This is a genomic window from Streptomyces sp. NPDC006925 (assembly GCF_042869575.1).
GTDB lineage: Bacteria > Actinomycetota > Actinomycetes > Streptomycetales > Streptomycetaceae > Streptomyces.
In genome coordinates, this window is record NZ_JBIAGB010000008.1 from 118,107 (window position 1) to 140,867 (window position 22,761).

At 73.8% G+C, this 22,761-nt stretch carries 17 protein-coding genes and 1 pseudogene; 5 read left to right on the forward strand and 13 right to left on the reverse strand.

All coding sequences use genetic code 11. The features are described from left to right. Nucleotides 1–26: 26 nt before the first annotated feature. From ACFYNS_RS13835 to uvrB, 4 genes are all read right to left on the reverse strand, one after another. Complete coding sequence (locus ACFYNS_RS13835; RefSeq protein ID WP_388602774.1) at nucleotides 27–1,022, reverse strand: TerC family protein; 996 nt, start codon at nucleotides 1,020–1,022, stop codon at nucleotides 27–29. 302 nt (nucleotides 1,023–1,324) lie between these two features. Beyond that, nucleotides 1,325–3,301 carry a TerD family protein gene (locus tag ACFYNS_RS13840; RefSeq protein ID WP_360293838.1) on the reverse strand — a complete coding sequence of 659 codons (1,977 nt, stop codon included), beginning with the start codon at nucleotides 3,299–3,301 and terminating at the stop codon, nucleotides 1,325–1,327. 234 nt (nucleotides 3,302–3,535) lie between these two features. After that, complete coding sequence (locus tag ACFYNS_RS13845; protein ID WP_026004936.1) at nucleotides 3,536–4,114, reverse strand: TerD family protein; 579 nt, start codon at nucleotides 4,112–4,114, stop codon at nucleotides 3,536–3,538. A gap of 154 nt (nucleotides 4,115–4,268) precedes the next feature. Beyond that, a complete protein-coding gene (gene uvrB, locus ACFYNS_RS13850) occupies nucleotides 4,269–6,380 on the reverse strand; it encodes an excinuclease ABC subunit UvrB (RefSeq protein ID WP_388602776.1) in 2,112 nt (703 codons plus the stop codon). Between the two features lie 205 nt (nucleotides 6,381–6,585). Here uvrB and ACFYNS_RS13855 point away from each other — a divergent pair, with 205 nt between their 5' ends. The 3 genes from ACFYNS_RS13855 (at nucleotide 6,586) to ACFYNS_RS13865 (ending at nucleotide 9,764) form a co-directional block, all read left to right on the forward strand. Then, complete coding sequence (locus tag ACFYNS_RS13855) at nucleotides 6,586–7,593, forward strand: glycerophosphodiester phosphodiesterase family protein (RefSeq protein WP_360293832.1); 1,008 nt, start codon at nucleotides 6,586–6,588, stop codon at nucleotides 7,591–7,593. Between the two features lie 69 nt (nucleotides 7,594–7,662). Further along, complete coding sequence (locus ACFYNS_RS13860) at nucleotides 7,663–8,226, forward strand: methylated-DNA--[protein]-cysteine S-methyltransferase (RefSeq protein ID WP_388602780.1); 564 nt, start codon at nucleotides 7,663–7,665, stop codon at nucleotides 8,224–8,226. Between the two features lie 206 nt (nucleotides 8,227–8,432). After that, entirely contained in the window at nucleotides 8,433–9,764 is a 1,332-nt protein-coding gene (locus ACFYNS_RS13865; RefSeq protein ID WP_388602958.1) for an MFS transporter, read from the forward strand. Nucleotides 9,765–9,909: 145 nt separating this feature from the next. On the opposite strand, the gene ACFYNS_RS13870 is transcribed toward ACFYNS_RS13865, so the two are convergent. The 5 genes from ACFYNS_RS13870 to ACFYNS_RS13890 form a co-directional block, all read right to left on the reverse strand. Further along, complete coding sequence (locus ACFYNS_RS13870) at nucleotides 9,910–10,692, reverse strand: PIG-L deacetylase family protein (RefSeq protein ID WP_360293826.1); 783 nt, start codon at nucleotides 10,690–10,692, stop codon at nucleotides 9,910–9,912. Between the two features lie 390 nt (nucleotides 10,693–11,082). Then, nucleotides 11,083–11,844 (reverse strand): hypothetical protein, encoded by a 762-nt coding sequence (locus tag ACFYNS_RS13875; protein WP_360293823.1) that lies wholly within the window; start codon nucleotides 11,842–11,844, stop codon nucleotides 11,083–11,085. Nucleotides 11,845–12,011: 167 nt separating this feature from the next. Next, nucleotides 12,012–13,424, reverse strand: a complete 1,413-nt coding sequence (locus ACFYNS_RS13880; protein WP_388602782.1) for an SWIM zinc finger family protein — start codon at nucleotides 13,422–13,424, stop codon at nucleotides 12,012–12,014. Then, entirely contained in the window at nucleotides 13,421–16,489 is a 3,069-nt protein-coding gene (locus ACFYNS_RS13885; protein ID WP_388602960.1) for an SNF2-related protein, read from the reverse strand. Before ACFYNS_RS13885 ends, ACFYNS_RS13880 begins: the two co-directional genes overlap by 4 nt. A 175-nt stretch (nucleotides 16,490–16,664) precedes the next feature. Beyond that, the gene (locus ACFYNS_RS13890; RefSeq protein ID WP_388602784.1) at nucleotides 16,665–17,120 is read right to left on the reverse strand and encodes a hypothetical protein; all 456 of its coding nucleotides are present in this window, start codon (nucleotides 17,118–17,120) and stop codon (nucleotides 16,665–16,667) included. 135 nt (nucleotides 17,121–17,255) lie between these two features. Between ACFYNS_RS13890 and ACFYNS_RS13895 the strand changes: the two are divergent. Both ACFYNS_RS13895 and ACFYNS_RS13900 read left to right on the forward strand, forming a co-directional pair. Then, nucleotides 17,256–17,954: pseudogene (locus tag ACFYNS_RS13895) on the forward strand (amidase family protein); the annotation flags it as partial. 97 nt (nucleotides 17,955–18,051) lie between these two features. Next, on the forward strand, nucleotides 18,052–18,381 hold the full coding sequence (locus ACFYNS_RS13900; RefSeq protein WP_388602786.1) for an amidase family protein: 330 nt from the start codon (nucleotides 18,052–18,054) through the stop codon (nucleotides 18,379–18,381). Between the two features lie 30 nt (nucleotides 18,382–18,411). On the opposite strand, the gene ACFYNS_RS13905 is transcribed toward ACFYNS_RS13900, so the two are convergent. The 4 genes from ACFYNS_RS13905 to rpsA form a co-directional block, all read right to left on the reverse strand. After that, the gene (locus tag ACFYNS_RS13905) at nucleotides 18,412–18,807 is read right to left on the reverse strand and encodes a tetratricopeptide repeat protein (protein WP_177214168.1); all 396 of its coding nucleotides are present in this window, start codon (nucleotides 18,805–18,807) and stop codon (nucleotides 18,412–18,414) included. A 329-nt stretch (nucleotides 18,808–19,136) separates the two neighbouring features. Then, entirely contained in the window at nucleotides 19,137–19,733 is a 597-nt protein-coding gene (gene coaE, locus ACFYNS_RS13910; protein ID WP_360303180.1) for a dephospho-CoA kinase, read from the reverse strand. 102 nt (nucleotides 19,734–19,835) lie between these two features. Then, on the reverse strand, nucleotides 19,836–20,810 hold the full coding sequence (locus ACFYNS_RS13915) for a PAC2 family protein (protein WP_388602789.1): 975 nt from the start codon (nucleotides 20,808–20,810) through the stop codon (nucleotides 19,836–19,838). A 220-nt stretch (nucleotides 20,811–21,030) separates the two neighbouring features. Further along, on the reverse strand, nucleotides 21,031–22,554 hold the full coding sequence (gene rpsA, locus ACFYNS_RS13920) for a 30S ribosomal protein S1 (protein ID WP_360303182.1): 1,524 nt from the start codon (nucleotides 22,552–22,554) through the stop codon (nucleotides 21,031–21,033). Nucleotides 22,555–22,761: the final 207 nt, after the last annotated feature.

Genomic DNA, 22,761 nt, shown 5'->3' on the forward strand with positions numbered 1-22,761 from the left:
GCGGGTGACCGGTCAGGGGCCGGAGGTCAGGAACCCGTACGGGTCCGCTCGTCGCGCTCGGCCTCCGCCGCGGCCCGTGCCTGCTTGCGGGAGGCCGCCAGCGAGGTGATCGTTGTGATGATCAGCACGGCGCAGATGACGCCCAGTGACACCGGGATGCTGATCTCCGGAACGTGGACCCCGCTCTCGTGCAGCGCGTGCAGCACCAGCTTGACGCCGATGAAGCCGAGGATGATCGAGAGCCCGTAGGAGAGGTGTACCAGCTTCCGCAGCAGGCCGCCGATCAGGAAGTAGAGCTGCCGCAGGCCCATCAGGGCGAACGCGTTGGCGGTGAAGACGATGTACGGGTCCTGGGTGAGGCCGAAGATCGCCGGGATGGAGTCCAGCGCGAACAGCACGTCGGTGGTGCCGATCGCCAGCATGACGATCAGCATGGGCGTCATCAGCCGCTTGCCGTTCTCGACGACGAACAGCTTGGTGCCGTGGTACTTGTCCGTCGAGGGGAAGCGCCGCTCGACGGCCTTGAGCAGCCGGTTCTCCTCGAACTCCTCCTCGTCGCCACCGGAGCGGGCCTCCTGGACGAGCTTCCACGCCGTCCAGACCAGGAAAGCGCCGAAGAGGAAGAAGACCCAGGAGAAGGTGGAGATGATCGCGGCCCCGGCGGCGATGAAGGCACCGCGCAGCACCAGCGCGATGAGCACGCCGACCATCAGCACCCGCTGCTGGTAGATCGACGGCACCGCGAACTTCGCCATGATCAGCACGAAGACGAAGAGGTTGTCGACGCTCAGGGACTTCTCGGTGATGAAGCCCGCGAAGAACTCGCCGGACGCCTGGCCGTTCCCGAACAGGAAGAGGCCGAGCCCGAAGAGTGCGGCGAGGACGATCCAGACGGTCGTCCAGATGCCCGCCTCCTTGAGGGAGACCTCGTGCGGCTTGCGGCCGCCGATGAAGAAGTCCACCGCGATGAGGGCGGACAGACCCACGATGGTCAGCGCCCAGGTGGTCATGGATATGTCCATGCGTGATCCTCCGGCTTGCATTCGAGCATGGGCCGGAGGTCTCTTCCACCCGAGGCCGCCGCCCGCAGCGGGCCGGGCCGGTGCCCCGGGGCCGTCCTGTCCGGCCCGTACTGACGGGATCACCGCATGGCTGGGAATACTCCCCTCCGATACAAGAGAGAGTAAAGTAAAACCATGTAAAGGTAAAGGGCATGGTCGAGCGGACCCCAAGACCCGCCCCCGCGAAGGCGGTCGGGCACGGTCGGGCACGGTCCCGGTCTCAGGTTTCCGCTTCCGGCCTCGGGGAAGGGAGGAGGCGGTGCTCAGCCGCCGGCCGTGCGGCGCGCGGCTGCGGCATGCCGCAACACCTGCGGCACGACCCGGCTGCCGGCGGGCACCCGCAGCGGCTCGTACGTCCAGGCGTGACCCACCCACGGATCGGCCAGATGGTCGTCCGGGACCGGGGTCAGCCGCAGCAGCGAGCGCCACAGCGGATCGAGCAGCGGACCGAAGCCGCGCGCCTCGTCCCGGTCGGCGACCAGCAGCAGGCTGACACCGACCGCGGGCCCCTCGTCCGCGAGGTAGCGCAACTGGTTGACGGCCCGGTCGTCGAAGCCGTGCGGGAAGTCGTGGACGACCAGAAGCTGGTCGGCCAGGTCCAGGTCGGGCGGAAGCGCGTCGGTGGCCCCGCTGCGCACCGCCATCCGGACGAGATCCACGCGCTGCGTCAGCCGTTCCAGGGTGCGGGCGACACCGGAGGCGCCAGCGGCGGGCGGATCCGCCAGCACGCCCGACTCCACCAGCGGAAGGAGCGCGGTGGCCGCCGCGCCCGCCGGGTCGATGACCCGGAGGGTCAGCTCGCCCGGCGGGTGCACGGCCAGGACGCGGGCGGCCAGTGCGGCGGCAGTCGTCTGCGCGAGGCGACGCAGCTCGTCCTCGTCCGCCGCTCCTGCCTCGCGGCTCCGCGAGCGGCCGCTGTCGATCCACAGGCCCCGCTCCAGGGGCAGCCGCACCAGCAGGGGAACCCGCAGCCCGGCGCGCTCCGGGAGGCTCAGATCGCCCACCCGGAGCGCCAGAGGACGCTCGGTGGGCGGCCGGTAGCCGTGCCAGACGGGGTTGTCCCAGCGGGCCATCGCCGGTGGCAGAGCCGGCTCGACCACCTCCGCCTCGGCCTCGAGCTGCGCCGCGTCCCGCTCCAGTGCGGCACGGGCCTGCTCCACCAGCGCGCTGTGCTTGGCCTCGGCCCGGGCGCGGGCCTCCGCCGCGGCCGGGCCGACCCGGGACTGCGGATCGGCGAGCACCCCGTCCAGTTCGCGCTCCCTGCGCGCGTCGGCGAAGTCCACAGCCGAGCGGTAGGCGGCCACGCTGCGGGCCAGGTCCTCGAAGATGCCCCACACCTGGTTGTGGAGCCGCTCCTCCATCGACCAGCCGGGGGCGTCGCCCGCCACCGGCTGCGCTCCCGCGTCCTCCCCGGACCCCGGTCCGATGGGGGGCGGCGGAGACCCGCCCCCCGGCTGCACGGCTCCGGTGCTCGCCGGTGCGCGGCGCGGATGGCGGTAGTCGATCGTGCCCCCGGGAGAGGCGCCATCGGCCGGAGCGGCGGACCGGCCCGACGCGGCGGCGAGAGGCGGGTCCTCCGGTGCCGGTCCGCCGCTCCGGCCCGGCGCCGCGGCGGGCCCCTCGGCCGCGCCGCGGGACACCGCGGCGTGCCGGACCTGCCCCTGCGGAGGGGGCGCGACCGCGTCGTCCGCGCCGGCCGCGACCGCCTCCTGGACGGCGGCGGCCAGCGTGCGCGCCTCGGCCAGTCCCTGGTCGGCGAACAGGGCCGCGAGGCCGTCCGCGTACCCCTGCCCGACAGCACGCACCTTCCACCCGCCCCGGCGCAGATACAGCTCCAGGGCGACGACGGCGGACTCGGTGGTGAGTCCCGTCACCGTGTAGCTGGCGATCTCGGTACCGTCCGGTCCGGTGACGGCGAGGAAGGGTGCGGGGAGGCCGGCGAACCCCGACGGAGCGCCCGGCCCGGCGGGCAGGGCCAGCAGGATGCTCACCCGCTCGACGTCCTGGGGCAGCGCCCCCGGGTCGAGGGCCAGGCGGTGCACGGCCGCCGCCCGGCGGGAGACCTCCACCCCGGGCAGCCGCGGGGCTGCCGGGTGGGCAGCCCACTCCGCCCCGCGGATCCGCCCCTGCGCATCGTTGAGCGTCGCCCCGGCGACGACCGGGGAACCCGCCGTCACCCGGATCTCCATCCGGGTACCGGGCAGCGGGTGGTTCTGCCCCCGGACCAGCTCGGCCGTCATCGTCGTGCCTCTCCCCTGCGGCTCTCGTACTCGGCGGACGGGGCCACCCGGGCCCCCGCGGACCGGGACCGCTGCCGCTCGGGCGGGCCCGGGGCGGTCGCATCGACGGTCCGGGGCCGGTCACCGCGTCGGCGGCACCGGACGGGTCACGGCCTCGGCCGGACCGGACAGGTCACGACCGGACGGGACAGGGCCTCGGCGGCAGCGCGCGGCTCACAGCTCACAGCTCACAGCTCACAGCTTCGGCAGGATCGTCGGCATCAGGTCCTGGAAGGTACGGCCGTTGGCGGGCTCGCCGATGGCGGTCATCTGCCAGCCGCTGCCCTGCCGGTGGACCTTGGCCATGATCTGCGCGGTGTACTGCCCGCCGCCGGTGAGCGTGTAGCGGGCCGTCTCCTGGCCGGTGGTCTCGTCGACGAGGCGGCAGAAGGCGTTCTCGACCTCGGCGAAGGTCTGGCCGGTGAACGAGTTGACCGTGAAGACGATCTGGTCGATGTGGACCGGGACGCGCTGCAGATCCACCAGGATCGCCTCGTCGTCGCCGCCCTCGCCCGAGCCGCCCACCAGGTTGTCACCGGTGTGCTTGACCGAGCCGTCGTCGCTCACCAGATGGCGGAAGAAGACGACGTCGACGGGCTGCTTGTCGGCGAAGAGCACCGCCGAGGCGTCGAGGTCGATCTCCTTGGTGCGCTTGCCGAACAGCCCCCGCCGCGGTGCGGCCTTCCAGCCCAGGCCCATGCGCACCGCGGTGAGGCTGGCCCCGTCGCTCTTCTGCAGGCTGATGCCCTGGCCCTTGGACAAGTTGACCGACACGTGCGTCCCCTCTCTGAACCGGGGCCGCCACAGGCCGACGGCCACCAGATGCAGCACCCTACGCAAGAGCGCGGAGCGGCCGGGAGGGCGCCCGCGACTTGTGTCGGTCTTGCAACACTCCGCGCGGCGGCCCGGCCGCGGGCACCGCTCCCGGCTACTTCAGCCCGGCCTCCTTCATCTGGCGCAGCTCCTTCTTGAGCTCCCCGACCTCGTCGCGCAGCCGTGCGGCGACCTCGAACTGGAGCTCGGCGGCGGCGGCGCGCATCCGCTCGGTCAGATCCTCGATGGTCTGGGCGAGTTCGGCGGCCGGCCGGTCGGTCAGCTCACCGGAGCCGGCACCCTTGCCCTTGCCCAGCGCGGGGGTGGGGGCCTTGCCCTTGCCCGTCTCGTCCCGCCGGCGGTAGCCGGTGTCCAGCAGCGCCTCGGTGTCGACCTCCTCGCGGGCGATGTCCGCGACGATGTCGCCGATCTTCTTGCGCAGCGGCTCCGGATCGATGCCGTGCTCTTGGTTGTAGGCGATCTGCTTCTCGCGGCGCCGGTTGGTCTCCTCGATCGCCCGCTCCATACCGGGGGTGACCTTGTCCGCGTACATATGGACCTGGCCGGAGACGTTGCGCGCCGCGCGGCCGATCGTCTGGATCAGCGAGGTGCCGGAGCGCAGGAAGCCCTCCTTGTCGGCGTCCAGGATCGCCACCAGGGAGACCTCGGGCAGGTCGAGTCCCTCTCGCAGCAGGTTGATGCCGACCAGCACGTCGTACTCGCCGGAGCGCAACTCGCGCAGCAGTTCGATGCGGCGCAGGGTGTCCACGTCGCTGTGCAGGTAGCGGACCCGGATGCCCAGTTCGACGAAGTAGTCCGTCAGATCCTCGGCCATCTTCTTGGTGAGGGTGGTGACCAGCACCCGCTCGTCGCGCTCCTCGCGCAGCCGGATCTCGTGGACCAGGTCGTCGATCTGCCCGTCGGTGGGTTTGACGACCACCTCCGGGTCGACCAGCCCGGTGGGGCGGATGACCTGTTCCACATAGCCGTCGGAGCGGGCCAGCTCGTACGGGCCGGGGGTGGCCGACAGATAGACCGTCTGGTCGGTGCGCTCCAGGAACTCCTCCCACTTCAGCGGGCGGTTGTCCAGCGCGGAGGGCAGGCGGAAGCCGTGGTCGATCAGCGTGCGCTTGCGGGCGGCGTCACCCTCGTACATGGCGCCGATCTGCGGGACCGTCTGGTGCGACTCGTCGATGACCAGCAGGAAGTCCTCGGGGAAGTAGTCCAGCAGGGTGTGCGGCGCCGTCCCCGGGTCGCGGCCGTCGATGTGCAGCGAGTAGTTCTCGATTCCCGAGCAGGTGCCGATCTGCCGCATCATCTCGATGTCGTACGTCGTCCGCATCCGCAGCCGCTGGGCCTCCAGGAGCTTGCCCTGCTTCTCCATCGACTCCAGCGTCGCGGCCAGCTCGGCCTCGATGGCCGCGACGGCGCGCTCCATCCGCTCCGGACCGGCCACATAGTGCGAGGCGGGGAAGACGTACAGCTCTTGGTCCTCGGTGATCATCTCGCCGGTGATCGGGTGGAGGGTGGAGAGCGCCTCGATCTCGTCCCCGAACATCTCGATGCGGACCGCCAGCTCCTCGTACACCGGGAAGATCTCGACGGTGTCGCCGCGGACCCGGAAGGTGCCCCTGGTGAACGACATGTCGTTGCGCTGGTACTGGATGTCCACGAAGCGCCGCAGCAGCGCGTCCCGGTCGATCTCCTCGCCGACCTTCAGCGGCACCATGCGGTCGACGTACTCCTGCGGGGTGCCCAGGCCGTAGATGCAGGAGACGGAGGCGACCACCACGACGTCACGCCGGGTGAGCAACGAGTTCGTCGCGCTGTGCCGCAGCCGTTCGACCTCCTCGTTGATCGAGGAGTCCTTCTCGATGTAGGTGTCCGTCTGCGGGACGTACGCCTCCGGCTGGTAGTAGTCGTAGTACGAGACGAAGTACTCGACCGCGTTGTTCGGGAGCAGCTCCCGGAACTCGTTCGCGAGCTGTGCGGCCAGGGTCTTGTTCGGCGCCATCACCAGCGTCGGGCGCTGCAGCTTCTCGATCATCCACGCCGTGGTGGCCGACTTGCCGGTGCCCGTGGCACCCAGCAGTACGACATCCTTCTCACCTGCGGTGACCCGCTGCGCGAGCTCCGCGATGGCGGTCGGCTGGTCGCCGCTGGGCTGGTACGGACTGACGACCTCGAAGGGCGCCACCTTGCGTTCGATCTCGGTGTTGGGCCGCATGTCCACCACGGTACGACTCGGCACTGACAACGGGGTTCCGCGCGCAAACTACGCCCCACTGGCAGATAGCTGCCAGTTTTCTTCGCCGCAGGTCAGAGGCTTGACCACGCTCCGTTCAGCACCCCGTCACTTTGTCCTGGCTTGGTTGTATTGCGCATCGGGAACTGTCTCGGCAGTCCGTGCAGGTACAAGCGAGGAGTCCCGCATGTCGATACGCCCGCTGACCGCTGCCGCCGCAGGTGCGCTGCTGGGTATGAGCGCGCTCTTCCTCACCACCGCGCCTTCCGCAGCGGCCTCACCCCGCCCGGCGGGACAGACGCCGGATCCGGTCCTAGACTTCTCCGTTTTCCCGGGCTTCGGCGACGACGAGGACCCGGACCCGGAGCTGGAGCAGCCCTCGTCCGATGCCAGAAAACCGCACCGGTCCCCGCTCCCCGTGGGCCACCGCGGGGCGTCCGCCTACGCGCCGGAGAACACGCTGGCCGCGGTCGACAAGGCGCATGATCTCGGCATCGACTGGGTCGAGAACGACGTGCAGCGCACCAAGGACGGCAAACTGCTGGTCATCCACGACACCACGCTCTCCCGCACCACGGACGTCGAACAGCGCTTCCCGGACCGCAGCCCGTGGAAGGTCTCCGACTTCACCCTCAAGGAGATCAAGACGCTGGACGCCGGAAGCTGGCTGGACAGCAAGTTCACCGGCGAGCGGATCCCCACCCTGGGCGAGTACCTGGACCGGCTCACGAGGAACGGGCAGGACCTGCTGCTGGAGCTGAAGTCGCCCGCGCTCTACCCGGGCATCGAACGCGAGACCCTCGACGAGCTCGACCGGCAGGGCTGGCTGGACCGCCGGCACACCAGGAGCAGGCTCATCGTCCAGAGCTTCGACAAGGGCGCGGTGCAGAAGGTGCACCAGCAGCGCCCCGAGGTGAAGACCGGCTTCCTGGGCACCCCCAAGGCGGCCGACCTGAAGGACTACGCCGCGTTCGCCGACCAGATCAACCCCACCCACACCGACGCCACCGCCGACTACGTGAAGGCCGTCCACGCCCTCAAGGGGCCGCACCACAAGCGAATGGAGATCTTCACCTGGACCGTCAACGACGCCGAGACCGCCCGCAAGGTCGCCGACGCGGGAGTGGACGGCATCATCTCGAACAAGCCGGACGTGGTCAGCGACGCCGTGCAGGGGTCGGGGCCCACCGGCTGAGCACCCCGGCCGGGGCGGTCCGGACGGGCGTCGGCGGCGGCTGTCGGTGGGCGCCTCTAGGGTGCCGGTATGACTGACACCCCGGTGCGGCCCACGGCCTGGACCCTGCGGGAGACGCCCATCGGACCGCTGCTGCTCGCGGCCACCGCCGAGGGCCTGGCCAACGTCGTCTTCCACGCGCGGGGACGCACGCTCGACCAGGCCCTCGCCCGGCTGCACGCGCGGCTGGGCACCGGACCGCTGCCCGCGGCGCAGGCCCCGCCGCCCGCCGCCGAGCATCTCGGTGCGGCCGCGGCCGCACTGGACGACTACTTCGCGGGCTCCCCCGCGCCCTTCACCGTGCCGCTGGACTGGTCGCTGACGGAGGGCTTCCCCGCGCGGGTGCTGCACGAGCTGGCGACCGGTGTGCCGTACGGGACGACGGTCGGCTATCAGGACCTCGCCGTGCGCGCCGGCGACCCCGGTGCGGCCCGCGCGGTCGGCGCCGCCATGGGCGCCAATCCGCTGCCGGTGGTCGTGCCCTGCCACCGGGTGCTGGAGAGCTCCGGCGCGATCGGCGGCTTCGGGGGCGGGCTGGAGACCAAGCGGGCGCTCCTCGCGCTGGAGGGCGTGCTGCCGCAGCCGCTGTTCTGAGCCGCGGACCAGCCGTAAGTCCGTGGTGGCGGACAGCGCCGGGTGCCAGACTGCACGGCGTGACTGACATTCGCGACACGGCCGACGGTGATGACACGTCGGAAGCCCCAGGAGACGGACCGGTGGGCACGGCGCCGGAGCGGACCGGCGGCCCACCCGACGCGCCCGGCGTCCCACGGCGCAGCACGCGGCCCGGGGGGCTCGCCGTGCGCGGCCCGGAGGAGCCCGCCGGGGAACCGGTGGCGGACGGCGGGATCGACCTGCGGGCCGTCCGGCGGCGGGTGCGGCTGGCCCTGGTCCTCAGCCAGATCCTCGGCGGACTGGGCGTCTCCACGGCGGTGGCGCTGGCCGCCGTACTGGCCGAGGACATCGGTGGCTCCGAGGCCGTGGCGGGGCTGGCATCCACGTCCTCGGTGATCGGGACGGCACTGCTGTCCCTGCCGTGCGCGGCGCTGATGGCGCGGCGCGGGAGGCGCGCGGGACTGACGTCCGCCTACGCCGTGGCCGCCGTCGGGGGGCTCGTCGTGGTGACCGGAGCCGCGCTGCGGAACTTCCCACTGCTGCTGGTGGGCATGGCCGCCTTCGGCGCGAGCAACACCGCCAACCTCCAGGCGCGGTTCGCAGCCGCCGACCTGGCCGAGCCGCTGCACCGGGCGCGGGCCATCTCCACCGTGGTGTGGGCGACCACGATCGGCGCGGTCCTGGGCCCGAACATCGCGGGGCCCGCCGGGAGGAGCGTGGCCGGCCTCGGGGTGCCGGAGACGGCCGGCCCCTTCCTGTGGGGCACGGCGGTCTTCCTGGTCGCCGGAGGGCTGCTGCAGGTGCTGCTGCGCCCCGACCCGCTGCTGACGGCCCGCGCACTGGCCCGGACGGCGGCGGCCGACGGCCGGTCGGTCGAAGGCGGCGGCCGGCCCGACGCGGACGGCGGACGGCAGCCGGACGAGGACGGCGGTGGCCGGTCGCTGCGGGCCGGTCTGGCCGCGGTGACGGCCTCGGCGCCCGCCCGGGTCGCGCTCGCCGCGATAGCCGGCTCGCACACCGTCATGGTCTCGGTGATGGTGATGACCCCGGTGGACCTGGGCGGGCACGGCGCCGGGGTGGAGCTGATCGGGCTCGTGCTCAGCGGCCACATCGCCGGTATGTACGCCTTCTCGCCCGTGATGGGCTGGCTCGCGGACCGGATCGGCAGGTTCAGCGTCATCCTGGTGGGCGCGGCGCTGCTCGGGTGCGCCACCGCGCTGGCCGGGACGGCGGACGGGAACCACGCGCAGTCCGCCGTCGGGCTGTTCCTGCTCGGGCTGGGCTGGTCCGCGGGACTGGTCGCCGGGTCCGCGCTGCTGACCGACTCCGTACCGCAGCGGGCCCGCGCCGCCGTGCAGGGCTTCTCCGACCTGATCATGAACTCGGCCGCCGGTGTCGGCGGCGCGCTCTCCGGCCTGGTGGTCGCCCAGGCCGGCTACGGCTGGCTCAACCTGCTGGCAGCGGCGCTGCTGATCCCCGTCACGGTGCTGACGGTGACCGTCGCAGTACGGCGCTGAGGAGGCCGTCCGCGGCGTCGGCGCGGACACCACGGCGGGGGCGGGGCCGCACGGCGTATCCGTCGTCGCGCGGCGGGGGCGGGGCCGGGTGGCAGGAGCCGGGGCAGGGCCGGGCGACCGGGGCGCCGCCCGGGTCCGCCGAGGGTCAGCGCGCGTGGAGTTCGAAGGCCACCGCGCGCCGCCCACCGTTCCTTCGGGCGTGCAGATCCAGCCCCCCGTGCACGATCGAGCGCGCGTACGTCTCGGGGTCCTCGTCGGTGAGCGCCTCGATATAGGCACGGTGCTCCAGCAGCGAGGCGACCCCCTTGCGGGTCGCCTCCTCCCCCACCGACACCGCGTGCGTGACGGCCGGTGAGGCGAAGACACCCACCCACCGCACTCCGTCCCACGGCAGGACGCCTTCCACGTCGAACTGTTCACTGAAGATCCACCGGTTGCCGGCGTCCCCCACGGCGTCGAGGACCGAGCGGCCCAGCGCGCGGTGGTCGGGGGTGTTCCACGGGCTGCCGGGGCCGCCGCCCCAGGTGTCGTGGTGGTTGAGGGTGAGGACCAGTTCGGGGCGGTGTCTGCGGATCGCCGCCGCGATGTCGCTCCGCAGCGCCGGCCCCTCCGCCAGCACTCCGTCCCGGTGGTCGAGGAACTCCACCCCGGTCACGCCCACGTGTGCGCAACCGGCCCGCTGTTCGGCCTCGCGGACCCCGGCGGCCTCCGCCGGGTCCATGGTCTCGATACCCGCCTCGCCCCGGGTCGCGAGCAGATAGGTGACGTCCTTGCCCTGCGCCGTCCACTCGGCCACGGCCGCGGCGGCGCCGTACTCCATGTCGTCCGGATGGGCGACGACCGCCAGGGCCCGGGTCCAGTCCTCCGGCATCGCCGCCAGGCGCATCCGCGCTTCCTGCTCCTCGGCGCCTCGCGCTGTGGCCGTCATGTCCGCTCCGCCTCTCGTCGCGCGCGCCCCGTCGGCGCAGCTCCTCCGTGGCAACTCCCGGGCCCCGGGCGCCTGTTCCCCGGCACGGCCCGCCGTGTCTCCGCGGGTCCCGGCATCTTCCGCGCCGACGGCCCCGCCGGCCCCCGGCGGCGCCGGTGGCTCGCCCGGCGCCGGGCCGGCGCCGATGCTGCCGGCGCTCCGGGTGGTTCCAGGGTTCCAGCCGGACGGCGGGTCGGCACGTCGGCGGCTCGGCTCGGTGCCTGGAGCTGCGGGGATGGTGCGCGGCGCCGGAGGACCTGCCCGGTACGCACACCGCGACGGCGCCGCGCGGAGGGAGCGCGGCGCCGTACGGAGGGCGTGGTTCTGCGGCGGCGGAACGGCGACCGGGAGTCAGCCGTACGGGTTGCCGCGGGGATCGGCGGGAGCACCGCCCTGCTGCTGGCCCGGGTTGCCGTAGTAGGGGCCGGGCTGCTGGGGCGGGGCCGCCGGGGCTCCGGGCGCCTGGGGCTGACCGTGGTGGGGACCGGGCTGCGGCTGGCCTCCGGGCTGGGGGTGGGCCTGCGGGGGCTGCTGCGGCGCATAGCCCTGCTGGGGCTGCGGCGCGTAACCCTGCTGCGGTGCGTAGCCCTGCTGGGGCGCGTAGCCCTGCTGGGGCGCGTAGCCCTGCTGCGGCGCGTAGCCCTGCTGCGGCTGGGCCGGAGGAGCGTACTGCTGCGGGGCGTGCCCCTGCGGAGCGCCCTGCCCGCCGCCGACCACCGCGAGCAGCTCCTCCAACTCGTTGCGCCAGATGCGGTGCACGTTGATGCGCACCGGCTTCGCCTCGCCCGGCAGCGCCATGTGGTAGAAGCTCCACAGGGGGTTGAGCTGGATCTCGCCGAAGAGCGAGCGCGCCTGGTCCCGCGGGATCGCGTGCACGATCTCCTTCGGGCGCTGCGAGAACCGGGACATCCGCTGCACCAACAGGGCCTGTTCGGTAACCGTGATGAAGTAGTACTTGATGAGGAACTGGCCGATCAGGCCGAGGAATCCGACGCTGAGCCACGGTGTGGGCCCCGCGACGGCCCCGACCGACACCAGCGGGCGGTCTCCGGGCGCCTGTTGGGCAATGGCCTCGGCCACCTGCTTCTTCATCGTCGCCTTGCGAAAGGCCATCGGACCGCTCCTCGCTCCGTTCGCCGCGGATACGGCGCTGTTCTGCGTTCGGCGCAGAGTACTCGCTCCGGGTGACAGCGCCCCTCCCGGGTCCGCGGACCGGCGGCTCGGAGCGCGCTCCGCGGGCGGGAACCGCGACCCGCGGCGCTTTCCGGCAGCCGCGACGGTCACCGCTGCCCGAGCCCGGTGAGGGCTTGCACCGGGTCGGCCGCGGAGGGGCCTTCGGGCCACCAGTCGGCGGCGTCCCCGCAGCTGTCCCGGTCGGAGCCGCCGCGGTCCGCGGGCCCCCGGCCGGAAGCGTCCCGGTACGGGTACCAGCGGCCGTCGCCGCCGAAGCGGAGCTGGACGGGGCGCGTGGTGTGGGTGAGCTGGTTGCGGTGGATGGTCATCGCTATCCCCAGGCCCGCCAGGGCGCTGCGCCCACGGTCGAAGTCGCCCGCCGGCGGGTCCCAGGCCGCCTCCAGCACGGCCAGCCCAGCGCGACCGCCCTGCCGCCAGGCCGCCGCGGCCCGGGCCAGCTCCACCGGGTCCCGGCCGACCGACCGCGCCAGACCGGCGAAGCGCACGGACAGGGTGCGGCGACCGGTCAACTGCGGGTGCGTGGCGGCGAGGCGCACCGTGTCGTGCCAGCGCGACAGGTCGGGCAACGGGTCGTGCTCCCCCACGGTGCGGGGCTCCGCGCAGTCGTGCTCCACGGGAACGGCGGAAAGCGCGCACCGGGCTCGCACTGCCGCGTCGGCCGCCAGGAAGGCGAGGGCGTCGGCGTCGGGTGCGCCGGGCAGTTCGGGATAGACACCCGGCTCGCTCGCGACGGCCGGCAGCGGCTGCGGCTCCGGGAGTGGGGGGCGCACGGAAGTGGCGAACGCCTCGGTGGCGAGCCGCGTGGCGCGCGGCCGCCGCCCGTCGAACAGCGAGCCGCCGACGTCCCCGCCGGACCGGCGCGCCGGCACCCCGCCTCCGCGCGTGCGGGGGCGCTCCGCGGACGGGTCGAGGCAGCCCGCACCGAGGCGCGTGACCTCCGCGCGCACCGCCGCCGCGCTGCGGCCCCGCATCAGCAGCAGCACCCAGGGGTCGGCGTCCAGCAGCCGTCCGGTCCCGTAGCCGAGCGCCGCCGCGTGCTTGCAGGGATGTCCGTGGTCCGGGCAACTGCACGCGGGCAACAGATCCCCGGCGCCGGGCAGCAACCGGACCCCCGCCGAGTGCGCCACGGGCACCACGTCGTAGGGGAGTTCACCGTCCAGCAGCGCCGCCGCCAGCACCGGGCGGGCGGCGACAGCCGTCAGGAAGGCCGTCCACTCCTCCTCGGACAGCACGGGCAGCCGCCATTCGGCACGGTAGGGCCGGGCGCGGCTGCCGTGCACATACGCCAGGACACGTCCCGTTCCCACCCGCGGTGCGGACACCGCACCGGCACCGGCCGCGCTCCGGGCCCCGTCCCGGCCCGGGTCCGCGTAGGCCCGGCCGCGCGCCAACCGGGCGGTGTCCCGCGCCGCGCCCTCCATCGCCCGCAGCCAGGCAGCGCCCCAACTCCCGGCGGGATGCGCCGGGGTGGCCTCTGATCCCGGTGCGGTGCCGCTCACGGCTGCCTCCGCAGCGCCACCAGATCCGCCAGTTCGGCGTCGGTCAGCTCCGTCAGCGCGGCCTCTCCCCCGCTGAGCACGGCGTCGGCCAACTGCTGCTTGGCCGTCAGCAGCCGGGCGATGCGGTCCTCGACGGTGCCCCGGGCCAGCAGCCGGTGCACCTGTACGGGCTGCGTCTGGCCGATGCGATAGGCCCGGTCGGTGGCCTGCTCCTCGACCGCCGGGTTCCACCAGCGGTCGAAGTGGACGACATGTCCCGCGCGGGTGAGGTTGAGACCGGTGCCCGCCGCCTTGAGCGACAGCAGGAAGACGGGGACCGCACCGGCCTGGAAGGCGTCCACCAGCTCCTCCCTGCGGCCCACCGGAGTCCCGCCGTGCAGGAGCTGGGCCGGGATGCGGCGTTCGGCGAGATGCGCCCGGAGCAGCCGGGCCATCTCCACGTACTGCGTGAACACCAGCACCGAACCGCCCTCGGCCAGGATGGTGCCCAGCAGTTCGTCCAGCAGCCCGAGCTTGCCGGAGCGGCCCGGGAGGCGTCCGGCGGCGCCCTCCCGCAGATACTGCGCCGGATGGTTGCAGATCTGTTTGAGCGCGGTCAGCAGCTTCATCACCAGGCCGCGCCGCTCCATGCCCGTCGCCTCCGCGATCCGCGCCAGGGTCTCGCGCACCACCGCCTCGTACAGGGACGCCTGCTCCCGGCTGAGCTCGACCGTGTGGTCCGTTTCCGTCTTGGGCGGCAGCTCGGGGACGATGCCCGGGTCGGACTTCCTGCGGCGCAGCAGGAAGGGCCGCACCAGCCGGGCCAGCCGCTGCGTCGCCTCCGGGTCCTCACCGCCCTCCACGGCTCTGGCGTGCCGGGCGCGGAAGGCCTTGAGCGGGCCGAGCAACCCGGGCGTGGTCCAGTCGAGCAGGGCCCACAGCTCGGAGAGGTTGTTCTCCACCGGTGTGCCGGTGAGGGCGATCCGGGCGGCGGCCGGAAGGGTGCGCAGCGCACGCGCCGTCGCGGAGCCCGCGTTCTTGACGTGCTGGGCCTCGTCCGCGACGACCAGCCCCCACGCCTGTCCGGCGAGCTGTTCCGCGCTGCCGCGCAGGGTGCCGTACGTCGTCAGGACGAACCCCGCGTCCGATTCCGCTCCCCCGGCTGCTCCGGGGCCGCCGCGCTCCAGCCCCTCCAGGCTGCGTCCGGGACCGTGGTAGCGGCGCACCGGCACATCGGGCGCGAACCGGGCGAGCTCCCGCTGCCAGTTGCCCAGCAGCGAGGCGGGGCAGACCACCAGCGTCGGCGCCGTCGCGCCGCGCTCGGCGCGGCGCAGATGAAGCGCGATGAGGGTGACGGTCTTGCCCAGCCCCATGTCGTCGGCGAGGCAGCCACCCAGTCCGAGCGACGTCATCGACTCCAGCCAGCCGAGCCCCTGACGCTGGTAGCCCCGCAGCCGGGCGTGCAGCCGGGCGGGGGCGGCCACCGCGGCCCGGTCCGGGTCGGTGGCGGTACGGAGAGTGTCCCGGAGCGCCGCGAGGGCACCCACCGGCACCGCCTCCACGCGTTCCCCGTCCACCTCGGCCTCCCCGGAGAGGGCCGCGGCCAGTGCGTCACCGGGCGAGAGGAGACCCAGGTGCCGCTTGCGCGCCTTGCGCACCAGCTCCGGATCGACCTGCACCCACTGGTCGCGCAGCCGCACCAGCGGGCGGTGCGCCTCCGCCAGTTCGTCCATCTCCGCCTCGGTGAGCGGATCGCCGTCCAGCGCCAGTTGCCAGCGGAACTCCAGAAGCTGCTGCTCCTTGAAGAAGCCGAACCCGTCGGCCGCCGACCCCGGCGGCTGCGGGCCCGGGCGTACCACCGCCGTGGCGCTCAACAGCTCCTGGGCCAGGGCACGCGGCCAGTGCACGGCCACCTCCGCCGCGGCCAGTTCGCGGGCGGCCCGGCCCAGCAGGTCGTCCAGCTCCGTCTCGGTCAGCGGCAGCACGTCGGGGGCGGGCCGCTCCAGCAACCGCCCCAGCGGCGGCCAGACGCGCGCGGCCCGCCGCACCGCCAGCACCGTGTCCACCCGGGCCCGTGGCCCGAGGTGCTCCGCCTCGCCCTGCCACAGCGCGGCCACGTCCGCGACCAGGGTCGGATCCACAGCACTCGTCGCCTGGACGACGGCCGCCGCGACATACGGCTCCGCCGCGCTGCCGGTCCGCTGCGGGCCGGGCTGCTCCGGGGCGCTCCGGTCCGGGTCGGTCCGTTCCCGGCCGCTCCGGTCGGGGTCGGTCCGCTCCGGGGCGAGCGGCCCGTCGGTGCCCTCCCGGCCGGCGACCGGCCGGTGGCTCTCGGGATCCTCCGGCTCGGGACCGCCGTCGAAGATGCGGTCCGCCGACAGGTCGAGCCGCAGGGAGACGCGGATACCCGCCTCGGTGCCCGCGGCAACCTCGCCCGCCCACTCCCGCAGCCGCGGATACTGCTCGGTGAGCCGCTGCCGCCCCGGGTCCGCGAACGCCGGCCCCGCCACCGCGGACCCGGCGGGCGTGCGGGGCAGCACGTCGGCGACCGCGTCCAGGAAGTCCCGCACGAGTGCCTCGGGGTCCGGGACCCGCAGCGGCTCGCCCGCCGCCCGGCTTCCGGGGTCCGCCGCATTCCGCGGGACCGGTACTGCGTACGCCTCCGGGGGCATCGCGGCGGCCACCGCCCGCAGCTGCGCGACGTCCTCCGGGTCGAGCGGGCCCGCCCGCCACACGTCCGCGTCCCCTTCGCCCAGGCCCGGCACCAGGCCTCCGCGGGCCACCAGCCGCAGTCCGTGCAGCGCCGCCGCACCCCAGCAGGCGGCCGCGGGGTGCGCGCCGTTCTCCGTACGCGCCCGCATCAGCACGGGCAGGGCCTCGCGCACCGACAGCCGACGGGCCGACACCGCGCACCGGCGCACGCCCTTCCCGTGCGGCCGCACCACCGCGAGCTCTCCCGGCTCCCCCTGCTCGGGCAACTGGCCCCCGTCGTCCCGCCAGAACGCCACGCGCCCCTGCCGGGGCACCTCGCCCGGCAGGAACACCGCAGCACACCTCAGGAGGCCCGCACCGCTCCCCGGCCCCATCCGCGCCTCGCTTCCGCCTTCGTTCCACACCGCACCGGCCGACAGCAGGCCGACGGGCCGCACACCTGGCCCGCACTCGTGGAACGAGTCTAGGAGCGGCCACTGACAAGCCCTCCGACGATCAAGGGATGCCCTGCTCGAACGGTTCCCGACACGCGGTGGAGCGGGGCGGGGCTCAGCCCGGGCCGACGCCGCCGTGGATGTCCCGGGCCTGGATCACCGGCCCCTGCACCCGCGCCGAGCCCGCGACCGTGCCGCGCACCTCGGAGCGTTCGGCCCGCAGCGCGGGGGCGTGCCGCTCGGCCCAGCCGCGCAGCAGGGCCGCGAATCCCTCGTCACCCCGCGCCTGCTCGTCCAGCCAGTCGGTGGGTGCACCGGCCTGCTCGCCGTCGGCAGGGCCGACGGCCGCCGGCCGCCCCTCGCCGGGGTCGCCGGCGGCCCTGCGGCCCGGCGGCCCGGCGGCCCGGCGGCCCGGCGGCCCGGCGGCCCGGCGGCCCGGCGGCCCGGCGGCCCGGCGGCCCGGCGGCCACCCTGCGCACGAGCGGGAGCAGGGGTTTCCCAGGCGGACTGCCCAGCAGCGGGCGGAAGCGGCGGCGGTGGTGGCGAGGCTGGGCGCGGTGGCAACGTCCACGCACCACGGCGTTCGGCCGCGGGGACCGGACCGCCGGGCCGCGCCCGGTTGTACCGTTGCCCCGTGACGGGGGAGAACACACGTACAGCGGCCGGCGCACCGGCGCGGCCGCCGGGCCCCGCCGCCCGCGCCCCGATGTCGGCGGTCGGGATCGCCGCCGAGGTGACCGCGGGCCGCGTCACGGCGCGCGAGGTGGCGCGGGAAGCGCTGGCCCGCATCGCGGAAGCCGACCCGTCCGTCAGAGCGTTCGCCTCGGTGTGGCCCGCACATGCGCTGGAGTACGCGGCGGCCGTCGACCGCGCCGTCGGGGACGGCGAGCGGCTGCCGCTGGCCGGAGTGCCGTTGGGGGTCAAGGCCACACAGCGGCTCTCGGCACCGTCCGTGGCCCGGCTGGTCGCGGCCGGTTGTGTGCCGGTCGGTGCCACGGCGACCCCCGGCCCGGGAACCCCGTGGCAGACGTGGGGAACCACCGACCGGGGCCGCACCCTCAACCCGCTGCGGGCCGACCTGAGCCCGGGCGGGTCCTCGGCCGGTTCGGCCGCGGCCGTCGCGGCCGGGATGGTCCCCCTCGCCACCGGGAGCGACGGGGCCGGCTCCGTACGGATCCCGGCCGCGTGGTGCGCGGTGCTCGGCCTGAAGCCGACGGGCGGGCTGCTGCCCCTGCCCGGCAGCCCGGCGGGACGCCCCCGGCGGAGCGTGCCCGGACCACTGGCCCGCACCGCGGCCGACACCGCCGCCTGCTTCGCCGCCCTCACCGGCGCCTCCACATCCGTCCCCGGGCCCCCGCAGCGCCCGCTGCGCACGGCGTGGTCGGCCACCCTGGGCTGCGCCGACACACGGCAACCGGTCGCCGCGACGGCGCGTGCCTTCCTGGACGGGCTGGCCCGGACCGGCGCCGTCGCCCCGCGACCCGCAGCCGTCCGGCTGCCGGATGCCGCCGACTGCTGGCGCACGCTCCGCGTCGGCCGACCGCACGGCCGCGGAGCTGATGGCCGAGCTGGACCGGGTCTTCGCCGCGGTGGATCTGCTCGCCACTCCGACCACTCCCAACCCGCCGCACGGTCACCACGGACCGGGCGGGGAGATGAGTGTCGCACTCACCTGGGCCTTCAACATCACCGGGCACCCGGCGATCAGCCTGCCAGCCGGGCGGACCGGGGCCGGTGAACCGGTCGGGCTGCAACTCGTGGCCGCGCACGGCCGGGAGGCCGACCTGCTGGCGGCCGCGGCCGCCGCCGAGACGGTGCCGCAGCCGCACTGACCCGTCCGGGCCCCGGTCGCGCTCCGCGGGTCAGTTGCCCAGGTCCGTCGTCCCGGGGCCGGGGGGCTCGAAGCTCTCGAAACCGGCGGCCTCCACGAAGTCGGGCCGGGGGTCGAGTGCGGCGGCGAGCTTGAAGTGGGCGCGGGCCTCCTCGTCCCGGGAGGCCCGCTGGAGCGTACGGGCCAGGGCGAAGTGCGCGAAGGCGTTGTCCGGCTCACGCTCCAGCACCCACTGGAACTCCTGCTCGGCCGACCGCAGCCGGGCCTCCAGGAAGTACGCGCGGGCGCGCAGCAGCCGGGCGCCCCGGTGCTCGGGGTGTTCGTCGATCACGTTGTCCAGCAGGTCGACCGCGCCGCGCGGGTCGCGCGCCGCCAGCAGCTGCTCCGCCGCGCGGAACTGGATGAGGTTCGTCTCGGGGCTCGTCACAGAACTGCCTTCCGTCGGCTGACGCCTCCGCACAACGCCGGACCGCGCGCGGCCATTCCCGCAGCGGACCTTCGGCCGAAGGCTGGGGAGCATATGCCCCTCGGCCGGGCGGCAGGAACGGACCGCCGCCGGTGGACCCCTTCCCGGGGTCGCGCCCGCCGCGCTGCCACCGGTCGCGGCGGTTCCGGCGCGACGGTCGGCAGCCGAGGCCGGCAGCCGAGGGCCGGCAGCCGAGGGCCGGTGGTCGGCAGCGGACGGGGACAGCTGCAGCGGACGGGGACAGCGGGCAGCGGGCAGCGGGCAGCGGGCAGCGGGCAGCGGGCAGCGGGTCAGCCGTGCAGCTCGCTCCAGATCTCGCGGACCCGGGGCGCCAGCTCCGCCAGCGGCCCGTTGTTGTCGATCACGAGGTCGGCGACCGCCAGCCGCTCCTCACGACCCGCCTGCGCGGCCATCCGGGCGCGCGCCTCGTCCTCGTCCGTGCCGCGCAGCCGCACCAGGCGGTCGAGCCGGGTCTCGGCGGCGGCGTCCACGACGACGACCGTGTCGTAGAGCTGCGCGAGTCCGTTCTCCACCAGCAGCGGCACGTCGTGGACGACGACCGCGTCCGGGTCGGCCTGCCGCGCCGCACGCTCCAGTTCGGCGGAGCGCTCGCCCACCAGGGGGTGCACGATCGCGTTGAGCGCCGCCCGCCGCTCCGGGTCGGCGAAGACGAGGGCGGCCAGCCGCGGTCGGTCCAGGCGTCCTTCCGGGGTCAGGACCTCCGCACCGAACTCGTCGACGATCGCCGCCAGGCCCGGGGTGCCCGGCTCCACGACCTCCCGCGCGATGCGGTCCGCGTCCACGACCACCGCTCCACACTCGGCGAACAGCCGTGCGACTTCGCTCTTGCCCGAGCCGATCCCGCCCGTCAGACCCACCTTCACCATGCGCTCCACGCTATCCGGTGACCGCACCCGGGCGGCAGCCCGTCCGCCGGGGCCGTCCGGCCCCGGAACGGAACAGGGCGACCCGCGCGGGACCGGCCCGGCTCACTCCTGGCGTCCGCCCTCGGAACCCGGGCCCTGCTGGCCTTCACGATCGGCGAGAAACTGTTCGAAGACCGCCCCCAGCTCCTCGGCGGAGGGCAGCTCGGCGGACTCGGCCACCAGATTGCCGCGGGTCTCGGCACCCGCCACCGCGTCGTACTGCTGCTCCAGGCCGCGGACGACCGAGACGAGTTCCTCGTCCCCCTCGGCCAGCTGCCGTTCGATCTCGTTCTGGGTGCGCAGCGCCTCCGTCCGCAGCGCGTGCGCCACCTCCGGGAGGACCAGGCCCGTCGCCGAGGTGATCGCCTCGGCCACGACGAGCGCGGCATCGGGATAGGTCGAGCGGGCGATGTAGTGCGGAACGTGGGCAGCTACACCGAGCACGTCGTGTCCGCTCTCCGCCAGCCTGAACTCCGTCAGCGCCGCCGCGCTGCCCGGGACCTGGGCCTCGTCGAAGGCGGACCGCTGGCCGGGCACCAGGTCGGTGCGGTTCCCGTGCGGGGTGAGCCCGACCGGACGGGTGTGCGGGACGCCCATCGGGATGCCGTGGAAGGTCACCGACAGCCGGACCCGCAGCCGCTCCACGATCTCGCCGAGTGCCGCGGTGAAGCCCTCCCACTCGCTGTCCGGCTCCGGGCCGGACAGCAGCAGGAACGGCGCGTCCGTGGCGTCCCGCAGCAGCCGCAGCTCCAGCCGGGGCGTCTCGTAGGACACCCAGTGGTCGCGGCGGAAGGTCATCATCGGCCGGCGCGCCCGGTAGTCGAGCAGGCGATCGACGTCGAAACGGGCGACGGTGCGGGCGGGCTGGCTCTCCAACAGCCGCTCCACGATCTGCTCACCGGTGTCGCCTGCGTCCATGAAGCCCTCAAGGTGGTACAGCATCACCAGCCCGGCGCTGTCCGGCTCGGCGACGATCGCGTCGACCGCGTCGAGTCCCGCCTGGTCCCAGGAGTACATCGCTTCCCGCTTCTGTGCCATACCCCTTCCAACGCCCCACCCCCGCGCCCGCATTCCCCTTTCGGACGATCGGCCGTTCCCCTTCGGCTATTCGAGGGCGCCGCCGGGCAGCCGCGCGCCGCCGAGTGCCTCCCGCAACCCGCGGATATCCGGCAGCGGGCAGGAACGGGCCGAGGCCCGCACCCCCGGAAGGGTGCGGGCCTCGGTTCCGCTCGTGTGCGCTTCGCCTCGCGGCGAGCGATCAGCTCTGGCCGCCGGCCAGCTTCTCGCGGAGCGCGGCAAGCGCCTCGTCGGAAGCCAGCGCGCCCGAGTCCTCCTCCGAACCCTCGGACGAGTAGGAGCCGCCGCCCTGGCCGCCGCCGGCACCGCCGCCCTGCGAGGCACCGGCGCCGCCGCCGGTCGCACCCTCGGCCGCGGCCTGCTCGTCGGCCTCGCGGGACTTGATGACCTGCGCCTGGTGCTGCTCGAAGCGGCTCTGGGCCTGGGCGTACTGGCCCTCCCACTCCTCGCGCTGCTTCTCGTAACCCGGCAGCCAGTCGTTGGCCTCCGGGTCGAAGCCCTCGGGGTAGATGTAGTTGCCCTGGTCGTCGTAGGACGCGGCCATGCCGTAGAGCGTCGGGTCGAACTCGACCGCGGTCGGGTCCGCACCGAAGGACTCGTTGGCCTGCTTCAGCGAGAGGCTGATGCGGCGGCGCTCCAGGTCGATGTCGATGACCTTGACGAAGATCTCGTCGTTGACCTGGACGACCTGCTCCGGGATCTCCACGTGGCGCTCGGCCAGCTCGGAGATGTGGACCAGGCCCTCGATGCCCTCGTCGACGCGGACGAACGCACCGAACGGCACCAGCTTGGTGACCTTGCCGGGGACGACCTGGCCGATCTGGTGGGTGCGGGCGAACTGCTGCCAGGGGTCTTCCTGGGTGGCCTTGAGCGACAGGGACACGCGCTCGCGGTCCATGTCGACGTCCAGCACCTCGACGGTGACCTCCTGGCCGACCTCGACGACCTCGGAGGGGTGGTCGATGTGCTTCCAGGACAGCTCCGAGACGTGCACCAGGCCGTCGACGCCGCCCAGGTCCACGAAGGCACCGAAGTTGACGATGGAGGAGACGACGCCGGAGCGCACCTGGCCCTTCTGGAGGGTGGTGAGGAAGGTCTGGCGGACCTCGCTCTGGGTCTGCTCCAGCCAGGCGCGGCGGGAGAGAACCACGTTGTTGCGGTTCTTGTCCAGCTCGATGATCTTGGCTTCGAGCTCCTTGCCGACGTACGGCTGGAGGTCGCGCACCCGGCGCATCTCGACCAGGGAGGCGGGGAGGAAGCCGCGGAGGCCGATGTCGAGGATGAGACCACCCTTGACGACCTCGATGACGGTACCGGTGACGATGCCGTCCTCTTCCTTGATCTTCTCGATGGTGCCCCAGGCACGCTCGTACTGGGCGCGCTTCTTCGAGAGGATCAGGCGTCCCTCCTTGTCCTCCTTCTGGAGGACGAGGGCCTCGATCTCGTCACCGACGGCGACGACCTCGTTCGGGTCGACGTCGTGCTTGATCGACAGCTCTCGGGAAGGGATGACACCTTCGGTCTTGTAACCGATGTCGAGCAGGACCTCGTCCCGGTCGACCTTCACGATGACGCCGTCGACGATGTCGCCGTCGTTGAAGTACTTGATCGTCTCGTCGATCGCGGCGAGGAAGGCTTCCTCGGAACCGATGTCGTTGACCGCAACCTGCGGAGTGGTGGCGGAAGTCTCGGTGCTGCTCGTCATGTGGAAAAGGGTCTCCGGTACGGACATGAAGTCGTAGGTACTGCTACGCCGAGGACCCTTCGAACGCACCACACATGCAAGTCAGCCGGACAGCCTGGAAAACCCGGAACCCGAGGGGACATACAGTCGATGCGAGCGCGGCCTGCTCGGTCCGAGGCACGCAGGCCCGCAGCGCAACTTGTAGCATACGGGGGCTGCTGGGCATGG